Annotated in this window: 10 protein-coding genes and 2 tRNA genes; 8 read left to right on the top strand and 4 right to left on the bottom strand. The window is 41.1% G+C overall.

From position 1 onward, the window contains the following. Positions 1 to 8: 8 nt before the first annotated feature. Complete coding sequence (gene msrA / locus H5185_RS17660; protein ID WP_124014938.1) at positions 9 to 488, bottom strand: peptide-methionine (S)-S-oxide reductase MsrA; 480 nt, start codon at positions 486 to 488, stop codon at positions 9 to 11. 220 nt (positions 489 to 708) lie between these two features. Here msrA and astE point away from each other — a divergent pair, with 220 nt between their 5' ends. The 5 genes from astE to nadA all read left to right on the top strand — a co-directional run bounded on the left by astE (position 709) and on the right by nadA (position 6,871). Beyond that, entirely contained in the window at positions 709 to 1,737 is a 1,029-nt protein-coding gene (gene astE / locus H5185_RS17655; RefSeq protein ID WP_182742745.1) for a succinylglutamate desuccinylase, read from the top strand. Positions 1,738 to 1,893: 156 nt separating this feature from the next. Next, positions 1,894 to 3,072 (top strand): thiamine pyrophosphate-dependent dehydrogenase E1 component subunit alpha, encoded by a 1,179-nt coding sequence (locus H5185_RS17650; protein WP_124014936.1) that lies wholly within the window; start codon positions 1,894 to 1,896, stop codon positions 3,070 to 3,072. Between the two features lie 3 nt (positions 3,073 to 3,075). Next, the gene (locus tag H5185_RS17645; protein ID WP_124014935.1) at positions 3,076 to 4,053 is read left to right on the top strand and encodes an alpha-ketoacid dehydrogenase subunit beta; all 978 of its coding nucleotides are present in this window, start codon (positions 3,076 to 3,078) and stop codon (positions 4,051 to 4,053) included. 9 nt (positions 4,054 to 4,062) lie between these two features. Next, a complete protein-coding gene (locus H5185_RS17640) occupies positions 4,063 to 5,700 on the top strand; it encodes a dihydrolipoyllysine-residue acetyltransferase (RefSeq protein ID WP_182742744.1) in 1,638 nt (545 codons plus the stop codon). Between the two features lie 103 nt (positions 5,701 to 5,803). After that, positions 5,804 to 6,871, top strand: a complete 1,068-nt coding sequence (nadA, locus tag H5185_RS17635) for a quinolinate synthase NadA (protein ID WP_124014933.1) — start codon at positions 5,804 to 5,806, stop codon at positions 6,869 to 6,871. Between the two features lie 102 nt (positions 6,872 to 6,973). Here the strand turns inward: nadA and H5185_RS17630 are convergent, their stop codons facing one another. The 3 genes from H5185_RS17630 to H5185_RS17620 form a co-directional block, all read right to left on the bottom strand. Then, complete coding sequence (locus tag H5185_RS17630) at positions 6,974 to 8,890, bottom strand: methyl-accepting chemotaxis protein (protein WP_182742743.1); 1,917 nt, start codon at positions 8,888 to 8,890, stop codon at positions 6,974 to 6,976. 474 nt (positions 8,891 to 9,364) lie between these two features. Next, positions 9,365 to 10,375, bottom strand: coding sequence for a type I glyceraldehyde-3-phosphate dehydrogenase (gap, locus tag H5185_RS17625; RefSeq protein ID WP_124014931.1), 1,011 nt, complete (start codon positions 10,373 to 10,375; stop codon positions 9,365 to 9,367). A 229-nt stretch (positions 10,376 to 10,604) separates the two neighbouring features. Then, entirely contained in the window at positions 10,605 to 11,435 is an 831-nt protein-coding gene (locus tag H5185_RS17620) for a DUF2989 domain-containing protein (protein WP_182723773.1), read from the bottom strand. Positions 11,436 to 11,636: 201 nt separating this feature from the next. Between H5185_RS17620 and H5185_RS17615 the strand changes: the two genes are divergently transcribed. The 3 genes from H5185_RS17615 (at position 11,637) to H5185_RS17605 (ending at position 13,576) form a co-directional block, all read left to right on the top strand. Beyond that, the gene (locus H5185_RS17615) at positions 11,637 to 13,073 is read left to right on the top strand and encodes a glyceraldehyde-3-phosphate dehydrogenase (RefSeq protein WP_124014929.1); all 1,437 of its coding nucleotides are present in this window, start codon (positions 11,637 to 11,639) and stop codon (positions 13,071 to 13,073) included. Positions 13,074 to 13,384: 311 nt separating this feature from the next. Beyond that, positions 13,385 to 13,460: transfer RNA gene (locus tag H5185_RS17610), tRNA-Gly, on the top strand. A 42-nt stretch (positions 13,461 to 13,502) separates the two neighbouring features. Further along, a tRNA-Cys gene (locus tag H5185_RS17605) sits at positions 13,503 to 13,576 on the top strand. The last annotated feature ends 49 nt before the right edge of the window (positions 13,577 to 13,625 follow it).

Here is a 13,625-nt window from a genome sequence, read left to right as displayed (position 1 = left end):
CAATCCAATTAGTAAACCAAGTGACAAGTTGGTAGGTTATTTTTTTCTAAATAATTCTGGTGATATTCCTCGGCTATGTGGAATGTTTGTATCGGTACAATTTCAGTCACAATATGACGCTGTCCCCATTTACCGCTGCGTGCTAATGCCAGCTTTGAGGTTTCAGCTTGGGCTTTTTGCTCTTTATCGTGAAAAAATATCGTACTGCGATATTGAGTGCCAATGTCGCCACCCTGCATGTTTAACATGGTCGGGTTATGGTTTTTCCAAAACACATCCAGTAGGTCGTTAAAACTGACCACTTCAGGATCAAATTCAACTTGGACAACTTCAGCATGGCCAGTGGAACCCGTCTTCACTTCTTTATAAGTTGTTGCAGTGTCTTTGCCACCCATGTAGCCACACGTTGCGTTACTGACGCCGTTAATTTCACGGAAAAAATATTCAACACCCCAAAAACAGCCTGCACCAAATGTTGCTAACGCCATGACATACCCTTAAAACATATTATAGAAGTCTAGATGGCTGTAATTGTGTTGAATATTGTGATGTTTTGCAAGCAAACTTTTATTAATAAATAAAACTAACATATGCCTTCAATAAAATAGTCTTTGGCTATGATAGAATCTGCCGTAATAGGCATCTTAGTTAACAGCCGTTTACGTCAAGTTTAACTACGCCATATAATAATGAGACAAGGAGTTGATAGTGTTATCTGACCTGATGATAAACCACGATTTTTTAGCCTATACCTTAGCAAATCCGACTCGACTACCAGCAGCGTATGACTTTATGTTAGCCCAACATACTCGGGTTGATGTATTAGATACTGGGGTGATTGTGTTTACGCCAACAACTGCCACTAAAGACATAGTGTTGTCATGTGCCGTGCACGGTAATGAAACTGCGCCAATTGAAATATGCAATCAACTGATTAAAGATTTGCTGACTCAACGTATAGTGGCCAAGCAGCGTGTAATGTTTTTAATCGGTAATCCCGCTGCGATCATTAATAAAACCCGTTTTATTGATGAAAACATGAATCGCCTATTTAGCGGTGCGCATTCAAAGGGCGAGGGTTTAACTCACCCAGAGCGCCATCGAGCTAAAGCGTTAGAACAATACGTGGCTGACTTTTTCAATGCCAATAGCGACAATCAACGCATTCATTACGACTTACATACTGCAATCCGTGCTTCTAAGCATGAAAAGTTTGCCATTTACCCATACCGTCCAGGTCGTGCTTTTAGCGGCGAGCAAATTATGTTTTTGGCGGCATGTGGTGTTGATACCATGTTATTCCATCATGAACCGACAACTACGTTTAGCTACTACTCCTCAGAGCAATTTCAAGCAGATGCATTTACCGTTGAATTAGGAAAAGTGATGCCGTTTGGTCAAAACGACATGAGTCGTTTTGACCAAACTCATACTATGCTTGAAAAACTGATTACTGAGCCTCAGTTAGCGCCTGTTGAGTTTGACGCAAGTAAGGTCAACTTGTATAAGGTGTCTAGGTCGATTAATAAACATTTCGATGACTTTGAATTTAGCTTTGCTGGTGATGCAGAAAACTTCAGTGCTTTTAGTCAGGGGGCAGTGTTAGCGACAGAAGGTGGTAAAGCTATTACCGTCGAACAGCCACAAGAGGCCATTGTATTTCCGAATGCAAATGTACCCATTGGGCAGCGTACAGTGCTATGTTTAGTACCTGCACCGAACGAGTCAATCTTATAGTCGTAAAGCAATATATACATGTCAATCGTGAGTAAAATACGTTTACAGTGAGAGTAAGTATTGATAGGTAGTTTACGTTAACGTAATGTCTACTCGCATAGTATAAATAGAGCCATGTTTATGTTGAACATGGCTTAACAATAACAAGAGCATAATATGAGCAACGCACCACTGACCAATGAAACAGTGCACCGTGTCAGCTTCTTAGACAAAGCGTCATTGCACATCCCCATTTTGCGTATTTTGCAAGCTGATGGCACCACATATGAAAATGCGGTTTTACCAGTAATCGACAAGGCTCTGGCCGAAAAAATATTTGATACCTGTGTTTTTACACGAGTATTAGACGAGCGTATGTTGGGTGCGCAACGTCAAGGACGAATTAGTTTTTACATGACCTGTACCGGTGAAGAAGCCTCAATTATCGGCAGCACAGCAGCGCTGGATAAAGACGACGTCATTTTGGCTCAATATCGCGAACACGCCTCATTGCGTTATCGTGGATTTAGTACTGAACAATTTATGAATCAAATGTTCAGTAACGAGAAAGATTTAGGTAAAGGTCGCCAAATGCCGATCCATTACGGCAGCCGTGAACTCAATTACCAAACCATTTCGTCACCACTGGCAACGCAAATTCCGCAGGCGACTGGTGTTGCTTATGGAATGAAGTTACAAGGCAAGCGTAATGTGGCCATTTGTTATTTTGGTGAAGGCGCAGCATCAGAAGGTGACTTCCATGCTGGTTTGAATATGGCCGCAGTACTCAAGTCTCCTACCATCTTTTTCTGTCGCAACAATGGTTATGCTATTTCTACCCCAACCGAAGAGCAATTTGCCGGTAACGGTATTGCCAGTCGCGGCGTAGGTTACGGTATGCATACCATACGTGTAGACGGTAACGACATGCTCGCAGTGCTAGCTGCTACGCAACAAGCTCGAGCTCACGCATTAGAGCACAATGCTCCGGTATTGATTGAAGCGATGACATATCGTTTGGGGGCGCATTCTTCATCAGACGATCCATCTGGGTATCGTTCAAAAGAAGAAGAAGCAAAATGGCAACAACACGACCCAGTAAAACGTTTTAAATTGTGGATGATCAACAAAGATTGGCTTACTGAAGCCGATGAAGCCAAGTTATTTGAACGTTATCGCGAAGAAGTGTTAGCGGCAGTTAAAGTGGCTGAAAAGTTGCCGGTGCCGAAACTCGACGAAATTATCGAAGATGTGCTTGATAAACCAACTCCAGCGCTTAGAAAACAGCTTAAAGAGTTGAAAGAGCATATCGCTAAGTATCCAAAAGCCTATCCAAAAAGCGCAGGGAGACTCTAAATCGTGGCTCAAATGAATATGTTACACGCCATCAATGAGGCGTTATCAATAGCTATGACTGCCGATGAGCGCATGGTGATTTTTGGTGAAGATGTGGGTCACTTCGGTGGCGTTTTTCGTGCGACTTCTGGTCTGCAAGAACAGTTTGGTCGTGATCGTTGTTTCAACACACCGCTAACAGAGCAAGGCATTGCAGGTTTTGCTAATGGCTTAGCATCTTATGGTATGACTGCGGTTGCTGAAATTCAGTTCGCTGATTATATTTTTCCAGCATTCGATCAAATAGTTAATGAATCAGCAAAATTTAGATACCGCAGTGGTAATCAATTTGATGTGGGTGGATTAACCTTCCGAACCCCATATGGCGGTGGGATAGCAGGTGGTCATTACCACTCACAATCTCCTGAAGCCTATTTTACCCAAACACCAGGCCTAAAAGTGGTGATTCCACGCAATCCAGAACAAGCAAAAGGATTGTTGTTGGCATCTATTCGCGATCCAAACCCGGTTATTTTCTTTGAACCTAAGCGTTTATACCGCGCATCTGTTGGCGAAGTGCCAGCCGGTGACTACGTTATCGAATTAGGTAAAGCACAAGTGGTTAAGCAGGGCAGTGATATTACAGTCCTGGCTTGGGGCGCACAGATGGAAATCGTTGAAAAAGCCTGTGAGCGAGCGGAAAAAGAAGGTATTTCATGTGAAATTATCGACTTACGTACTATCGCACCATGGGATGTTGAAACCATCGCTAAATCAGTGACCAAAACCGGTCGTTTACTGATTAACCATGAAGCCCCTTTAACCGGTGGTTTTGCTGGCGAAATTGCCGCAACGATCCAACAAGAATGTTTCTTATCGCTTGAGTCACCAATTTGTCGAGTGTGCGGCTTAGATACGCCTTATCCATTAGTGCATGAAAAAGAATACATGCCAGATGAGTTAAAGACCTTCGAAGCTATCAAGGCCACAGTTGCTTATTAGGAGTAAGATATGATTAAAGATTTTATTTTACCTGACATCGGCGAAGGTGTAGTGGAATGTGAATTAGTCGATTGGTTAGTCAGTGAAGGTGACATGGTTACCGAAGACCAACCGATTGCTGATGTAATGACTGATAAAGCCTTAGTACAAATTCCTGCGCCGCATGCCGGAAAAATCACTAAGCTTTATTACGCTAAAGGCGAAATAGCCATAGTGCATCAGCCATTATATGCGGTTGAGATGGACGGTGATGACAGCTCTAGTGTTTCTGAGACTCCTGTAGCTGCTGTCACTCCGGTTAAAGAAGCTGTTAACGATACATCGGCTAATCACGCTCCTGTTGACCGGGATAACTCTGTCGCTGCGACAACAAAAAGTTCATCAAATATTGAAGAATTCTTACTACCCGATATTGGTGAAGGAATTGTTGAATGTGAGCTAGTTGACTGGTTGGTAGAAGAAGGCGATATGGTGGTCGAAGACCAACCGATTGCTGATGTGATGACAGATAAAGCGTTAGTGCAAATTCCGGCGATGAAAGCCGGTAAAATAGTTAAACTGCATTACCGTAAGGGTCAGCTTGCTAAAGTGCATTCGCCTCTATTTTCCATCGAAGTCGAAGCCGATGCTGATAGTGCATCTGCTAGCGTTGACGTGGTTCAACAAGCTCAAGCCGCTGCACCACATGTTAATCTAGAGCCCGTTGCTCAGGGTAAAGCGTTAGCCAGCCCAGCTGTTCGCCGTATGGCGCGGACACTCGATATAAATATCGCAACTGTAGTCGGTACGGGCAAAAATGGCCGTGTTTACAAAGAAGATATTGAACGTCATCAGCAAGGTGCAAGTGCCTCTCAACCCGCTGCAAATACAAATGCTGCTTCATCGTCTGCTGATCAAGTGACAAGTCCTGTCAGTGGTCAATTAGTTAGCCCTGCTTCAGCAAGTGATCGTGTTGAACCTATCAAAGGCGTCAAAGCTATTATGGCTAAAATGATGGTTGAGTCAGTATCGACAATTCCACATTTTACCTATTGCGAAGAATTTGACTTAACTGAATTGGTTGCTTTGCGTGAAAGTATGAAGCTGCGCTACTCAACCGACGAAGTGAAGCTCACTATGATGCCATTCTTTATGAAGGCCATGTCGTTAGCTATCAATGAATTTCCGATCTTGAACAGTCAAGTAAACGCTGATTGCACTGAACTCACATATAAGTCGCGCCATAATATTGGTATGGCAGTTGACTCAAAAGTGGGTTTATTGGTTCCGAATGTTAAAGATGTGCAAAATAAGTCTATTTTAGATATTGCCGCTGACATTTCACGCTTAACCACAGCTGCACGCAGCGGCCGTGTGTCACCAGCCGATTTAAAAGATGGGACTATTTCAATTTCTAATATCGGTGCATTAGGCGGCACGATAGCAACACCTATTATTAATAAACCTGAAGTGGCGATTGTGGCATTAGGTAAGTTACAGATACTGCCTCGATTTAACGCCAAAGGTGAAGTTGAAGCTCGTAAGATTATGCAAGTTAGCTGGTCTGGCGATCACCGCGTTATTGACGGTGGCACCATAGCTCGCTTCTGTAATTTATGGAAACACTACCTAGAGCAACCACAAGAAATGCTCTTAGCCATGCGTTAATAATGATTAAGCTATCTTATGCAAAAGGACGCTAACGCGTCCTTTTGTTTTAAGTGGCTTTTTCGTATAATACACAAACAATGTAAATCGATTGGAACTTTGTATGAGTCTGTCGGCACCTAAAATTGAAACTATTGAATATCCGTTTCCGCCAAAACCTGCCGTGTTGTCTGACGCTGAAAAAGCACAATATAAAGCACGTATCAAACAGTTATTGATTGATCAAAATGCAGTCCTTGTTGCCCATTATTATACCGATCCTGAAATTCAAGCATTAGCTGAAGAAACTGGTGGTTGTGTGTCAGATTCTTTAGAAATGGCTCGCTTTGGTCGCGATCACCCAGCAAAGACATTAATTGTTGCTGGGGTTAAGTTTATGGGCGAAACCGCTAAAATCTTAAGCCCTGAAAAAACCATTTTAATGCCCACTCTGGAAGCAACCTGTTCGTTAGATCTAGGTTGTCCGATTGAGCAATTTAATGAGTTTTGCGATGCCCATCCAGATCATACTGTTGTGGTGTATGCCAACACCTCTGCAGCAGTAAAAGCTCGTGCAGATTGGGTGGTCACCTCAAGCATTGCTTTAGAAATTGTTGAGCATCTCGATAGTCAAGATAAAAAAATTATCTGGGCACCCGATCGCCACTTAGGCTCTTACATCAATACACAAACTGGCGCCGACATGTTGTTATGGCAAGGCGAGTGTATTGTGCATGATGAGTTTCAAGCTAAAGCATTGCGCGAGCTTAAAAAGCAACATCCTGGTGCAGCCATTTTGGTTCACCCAGAGTCACCAGCTAGTGTGGTTGAGCTTGCTGATGCTGTAGGTTCTACCAGTCAGTTGATTAAAGCGGCGCAAACCATGGCCAACGACACCTTTATTGTTGCCACGGATCGCGGTATTTTTTATAAAATGCAGCAGGCTGCTCCAGGTAAAACCTTGCTCGAAGCCCCAACCGGCGGCAACGGTGCCACCTGTAAGAGTTGTGCCCATTGCCCGTGGATGGCCATGAACGGTTTGCAAGCTATCGAAGCTTCACTAGTTGATAGCGATAAAACTAATCATGAAATATTTGTTGATGATGAACTGCGCATCAAAGCACTCATCCCACTAACTCGCATGCTCGATTTTGCCAAAGAATTGAATATGAAAGTGAAGGGCAACGCATAAGTAAATAGCTAAGTTTGCGAATCAATTACTAGCCAGATAAAAAAACCGACTCCATGTCGGTTTTTTTATTCTCAATTGTTATTGTTGTGATGCGGTATTCTGTTAAATTTTAAATTGCCCAACTAAGGTATTAAGTTGCTTAGACAAATCAGCAAGGTCCTCGCTTGCCTTGGCTGTTTGCATTGCACCATCCGTAGTCTTAGTAACGATATAGTTGATGTTATTGATGTTTTTATTAATCTCATTTGATACCGCACATTGTTCATTTGCTGCACTGGCGATTTGAATATTCATTTCAGTGATAGTATTGACCGCTGCAAAAATGTCATCGAGCGCTCGGTCGGCATTATTTGCCTGTGCTACACAAGAATCTGTGACCTTACTACTTTCTTTCATGACTTGAACTGCTTTCGCTGCACCACTTTGTAATTGTTCTATCATGGCTTGAATGTCTTGGGTTGAGGCCTGTGTTCGGCTTGCTAAGGTTCGAACTTCATCAGCAACAACAGCAAAGCCTCTGCCTTGTTCGCCAGCGCGAGCAGCTTCGATTGCGGCATTCAGAGCTAACAAATTAGTTTGATCAGAAATATTGCGAATTACTTCCAGTACACTATCAATGGCTGTTGTTTGGCTTTGTAAATGTGAAACAGTTTCTGTCGCAATGTTGATTTCTGATGCTAATTGATTAATTTCTGATGACACTGCGCTGACGACAAGTTTTCCCGTTTCTGTTGCTTCATTGGCTTTTTGGGCAGCATCAGCTGCTTGAGTAGCATTTTGTGCAACCTCTTGAACGGTTGCACTCATTTCATTCATCGCGGTCGCAACCTGCTCAGTTTCCTGTTGCTGTTGAACGGTATCAGATCGTGTTTCAAGTGTAATATTAGATAAGCGTTCAGCAGAGTTATTAAGCAGCTGAGTAGCTGACATCACTTGGGTAATTGTGCTATGAACCTTGGTAGCAAATTGGTTGAATGCTTTGGATAGCTGAGTAATTTCATCGTTGCCGATAACGGTTAAACGCAGGGTTAAGTCGCCATCGCCATCTGCAATATTATTCATCGTGTTAGTGGTAGTATTAATTGGCTTTGTAATACTTCTGCTTACCACCCAAGCAATGGCTATCCCTAATAATAACGCAATAATACCTACAAAAATCATGGTTAAAGATACTGTCTTTAGTGCACTCGTATTATGAGTACGATCCATTGCGATTTCTAGGACGCCAATAGGTTGGCCAGAAAAATCTTTTATTTGACGTAAGTAGATAGCATAGGGGGTGTCGTTTAATGTTGACTGGCTATTAAGCACTTCACCATTAAATGCTTGCGTTAAATCGGCATTATTTGAAAAACTATTAGGTTTTGTTGTGGTTCCAAAAGCTTCAAATCGTCCATTTTTCTCAGTGTAGAGAGCAATATCGACGTTATAATCTTTTTTAAATTCGTCAAAAAATGTTTGTCCAAAAGACATACCAAACTCAACAGAGCCAATATGTTTGTTTTGATAATTTATCGGCATAATTCCGCGAATGCCTATCCCAGCGACTCCTTTTTCTAGTCCTTTAACCGCTTTTTTGTCTCGATTTGCGACAACGATGGTTTGTCTAAAAGAGGATAAATCATCCCCAAACTCCTCTGGCTTGTGAACCCTTAAAAAGGACGTCGCAGGAGGTAAGTGGAACTGGAATTGACGAACGCCATAACTAGTTTTTAATGAGTCGAAAAGCGGAATAGTTCTAGCCGCTAATTCATTTCTATTGCCCTCACTGAATAGCTTTTGTAATTCTCTATCGCTAGCAATGACCGTTGCTAAAGCTTGAGCCAATTTCCCTGTTGATTCAATATCAGCTGTAGCCGTTTCATATAGCTTGTGTAGCTCGCGTTGCTCGGCGCTATCGATAGTGGCTGAGAATTCAGATAGTACGAAAGGAATAACGGTACCCATGACTAAAAACAATACAACGGCAATACCTAAGATAATACGGTTGCCGATAGTTAAATTAAATTTGCTCGCCATTTTTAATTCCTTTGACCTTTTGTAAATAAATAATATTTAATGATTTAAAATATCAGCTATAAACAGAAAATAAACAAGGCTCTATTGGTCGAATTTTGTGCTCTATGTTGTAATAACTTACCTTTACTCATAATTCATTTCATTACTTTCATTCCATTTTGTACGATTAATAGACTAGTGAACGAATTGAAATAGAAGGGGAGTCGAATCTGTCTTACTTTATTTAGTGCTATTCGACTTCGTCACTTATAAGCAATAGATATTGGGTAATAGGATGTAACAGCTAACAGTGTATGTATGATTTTAGCGTGTTGATAAAATTGTAGGCGATGAATTTAATGATAATAGAAAATTGCAGTATTATTTGAATCCCAGAGCGATGAACTAACTTTTTAATAAATAAAAAAGCCCCGCAAATGCGAGGCTATTAAGTTTACTTTAAATTAGTTCTTAACGAGCTAATTTATAGTTTAATTACTTGGCGTTCATTAACGCTACAGCGTTGTCTAACATGCGGTTACTGAAACCCCATTCGTTGTCATACCATGACATTACTTTCACTAATCGACCGTTAACACGAGTTTGTGTAGCGTCGAAATTAGAAGAGAAAGGATTATGGTTGAAGTCGATAGACACTAATGGCTCTTCATTAATCGCTAATACTTCAGACATTGGTGACGTTAGTGAAGCACGAGTAATGATGGCATTCACTTCTTCAACAGTGGTGTCTCTAGAGGCTAAGAATGTTAAGTCAACTAAAGACACGTTGATTGTTGGCACTCGTACCGCTAAACCGTCAAATTTACCCATAAGCTCAGGAACCACTAAACCTACTGCAGCAGCTGCACCGGTTTTAGTAGGGATCATCGACATTGCCGCAGCGCGAGCACGGCGTAAATCTGTATGGTAAACATCAGATAGACGTTGATCATTGGTGTAAGAGTGGATCGTGGTCATTAAACCAGATTCAATACCAATTTCATCATTTAACGGCTTAGCAATAGGTGCAAGGCAGTTAGTGGTACATGATGCACCAGAAATGACTGTCATGTCTGAAGTTAATATGTCGTTATTTACACCATATACGATTGTGGCATCAACATTCTTACCAGGAGCTGAAATAATAACTTTCTTAGCACCGGCAGTAAGGTGTGGTTGCACAGATTCTTTTGATGTGAAAATACCCGTACATTCAAAGACAACATCAATTTTTAATTCTGCCCAAGGTAACTTTGATGGGTCACGTTCTTGGAAAGTTAAAATTTTGTCGCCATTAACATAGATAGCTTCATCGTCATGATCAACTTTCGCGTTGAAACGACCATGTACAGTATCGTACTTAGTTAAATGAGCATTAATAGAAGCATCACCTAAATCGTTTAACGCAACGATTTCGATTGGGTAATCTTTGTCGCTTTCGTACAGTGCACGTAGAACGTTTCTACCGATACGGCCATAGCCGTTAATTGCTACACGGATAGTCATCTCATATCCCTCAAGTTAAAATAATTTGGTGGCATATCATTCGCCTGGTTGTAAAATTACCAAATTGGCCGTAATAATCAAGTTAAATCACCCAAATATGCCGAATTAAGCCAATAATATTCGTATTTTTTTTACATTTAGCCCATTTTGAAGATATTTTAAGCACAGTTTTGTAAGTAATAATAAATTTAATAAGCCACAAAATGGATTCAAAGTTCACAATCCTAGCTTATTTTAATAATGCTTCACTGTGACTATTGGCAAATTGTTCGCTCATTACCACTGAGACGAGTTCAATGGCTTGACTGTCTAATGTCGATGCAAGCGCTTGATCCCCCTTAATGATAGCTAATAACTGTTGTTCATCTGCTTGGTTTTCACTGATCAATAAGTTGGCTCTGGTTAACAGGTATTCTTTTTCACTATCTTGTTGTTGGCGGTAAATAGAAGCGAGGGCTAAAAACCAGTCAGGATCAATATCTGCTGGCTTGGTGGTAGCAAGCAAATGCAAATAAAGCGTTTTGGCATCATTAGGCGAAACTCTCACATAATAGGCTGCTAGTTGAGTAATGATATCGTTATCGACAAGCAATCCTTGCTTATAAGTGTTTTCTACAATCGCTAATCCTGCTTGATCGTTAAAACGCATCCAACGATAAAAAGCTAAATGCACTTCGTTATTTGCACGGGTGGTTTCTTGAAGTTCGCTGAGTGTCTGAGTGCTTACCGCAAAAGCGCGTTCTCGATCACGGGTTCGGTCAGTATTAATTTTATGTTGTACACCAGCAGCCAATTCGATGCATTTACTGTATTTCTCTAAGTAAATAAGTTGCTGGTAAAGTTGTTTACCTGTAGGCGATGAGCTCTGTTTTAACGCATATCTGTGGCGGATCAGGTCACCTTTCTCAAATCGGCACCAACTATCTTTGTGTAAATCACTACAAAGTTCAGGATTATTTTTACAAATAAGGTCGCTGTTTCGGTCATTATCGCAGCCAAAAAGGCCAAAACAGGCCCCGATAACTGTAAATGATGTAATTAATACAAAATTATGGCTCAAAAGCGTCTCCGAGCGGTAAATTGTCTAATAAAATTACACATTTACCGAAAATTTGTTACTAGCGAAATCGGCTGTATTTCTTTACAATGTCGGCGACCAACAGGGGGCCACCCCCATACAATATACTAAATTATTGGTCTTTTCTTTTTGTTACTCAAACCTTTCTGAAAAAACGAGAAAAGTGAGATAAAGGATCCCTACATGAGCGCAGATAAACATTTACAAAGCTGGCAAGAACGTTTCGAAATGGCAGAAGCAATGCAACCGTTGCTTGGCAAGTTGTATCGTAACCAAGGTATTGAGGTTATGGTATATGGTAAACCACTACTCAATGCATCAACCATCGAAATCATTAAGTCACACCGTTTAGTACGTCGTCATGTCGGTGAAAAATTACGTCTTCGTGAAAGTTTCCCATTTGTTGTAGCACTTAGCAAATTAGCCATCAAGCATTGCCGAGTCGATATTGGTAAATTAGCGATTAATTACTGGCGTGATAACAAGGATGCAAGTGGTATCGAAGCTTATATGGCACAGGAGTTGTCAGAAGCGGTTAATCATGGTGATGACACCCCAGCTCGTGATGTTGTACTTTATGGCTTCGGTCGAATAGGGCGTTTGTTAGCTCGTTTACTCATTGAGCGTACTGGTAAAAGTAATAAAATGCGCCTTCGTGCCATTGTATTGCGTGGTGGTAAAAAAGGTGATTTAGAAAAGCGTGCCAGTTTATTACGTCGTGACTCAGTACACGGACCATTTAATGGTTCGGTTGAAGTTGACGAAGAAAACAACGCAATTATTGCCAATGGAACTTACATTCAAGTCATTTACGCTAACTCACCAGATGAAGTTGATTACACTAAGTATGATATTAACAATGCGTTAATTGTTGATAACACAGGTATTTGGAAAGATGAAGCTGGTTTAGGTTTACACCTTAAGAGCCCTGGAGCAGCAAAAGTATTATTAACAGCTCCAGCCAAAGGTGCGATTAAAAATATCGTTTACGGCGTTAATGAAAACGATATCCTTGATTTAGACACCATAGTGTCAGCGGCAAGTTGTACAACTAATGCCATCACACCAGTGTTAAAAGCGGTTAATGACAAATATGTGATTGAAAATGGTCACGTAGAAACGATTCACTCATATACTAACGATCAAAATTTAATTGATAACTATCACAGTGCAGATCGCCGTGGACGTAGCGCCCCACTTAACATGGTCATTACCGAAACCGGCGCGGCTAAAGCTGTTGCTAAAGCATTGCCTGTATTAGCGGGTAAACTAACCGGTAACGCGATTCGCGTTCCAACGCCTAACGTCTCTATGGCTATCATCAGTGTTAATTTACAACACGAAACTAATCGTGATGAACTGAATGAATACTTAAAAGATGTCGCATTGCAATCTGGGTTACAAAATCAAATCGATTTTACTGAATCGACTGAAATTGTTTCAAGTGACTTAGTGGGTTCACGTTATGCAGGTGTTGTCGATTCACAAGCAACGATTGCAGAGGGTAAACGTGCCATTTTGTACGTATGGTATGACAATGAATTTGGTTATAGCTGCCAGGTTGTTGGCGTTATGCAAAAAATGCTTGGCTTAACCACATTATCACTACCTAAAAACTAATATTTAATTAGTACCAAGTTTGCTGACAGTGGATGTTTAACAAGGTTTGCAAAGTGAATATCGCTGTTTATTGAGTACTTACCCAGGTATGTAGTCTTGAAAGCATCTCTTTGGAGATGCTTTTTTATCCGCCTTGTAATATATTTAATCAGAATGATGATTTATACATCAAACAGTCATTTTGTTGCAATAAATCTGTTTTTATTGATTGACTATCAGAGCTAAAACGGTAGAATGCCATTCCGCAGTCAGGGGAAAAATCCTCTTATTGCAACGTCTCGTTTTAAATAGAGCGTTAAAGAGATACAAATGCGACATTAGCTCAGTTGGTAGAGCGATACCTTGCCAAGGTATAGGTCATCGGTTCGAACCCGATATGTCGCTCCAATTTCTTATCTCCTCCGATGGATTTGATTTTGGTTAAAGCATGGCGCGATGGCAGAATGGCTATGCTACGGATTGCAAATCCGTCTATCTCGGTTCGACTCCGGGTCGCGCCTCCACAAAATTGCGTTTAATGGTTACTTTTAGTAGCGGTTAAAACAACACTTT

The sequence above is a fragment of the Shewanella sp. SG44-6 genome (assembly GCF_014164185.1).
In the GTDB taxonomy this organism is placed as follows: domain Bacteria; phylum Pseudomonadota; class Gammaproteobacteria; order Enterobacterales; family Shewanellaceae; genus Shewanella; species Shewanella vesiculosa.
The sequence above is the reverse complement of the archived record's forward strand: the minus strand, read 5'-3'. Positions and strand labels throughout refer to the sequence as shown.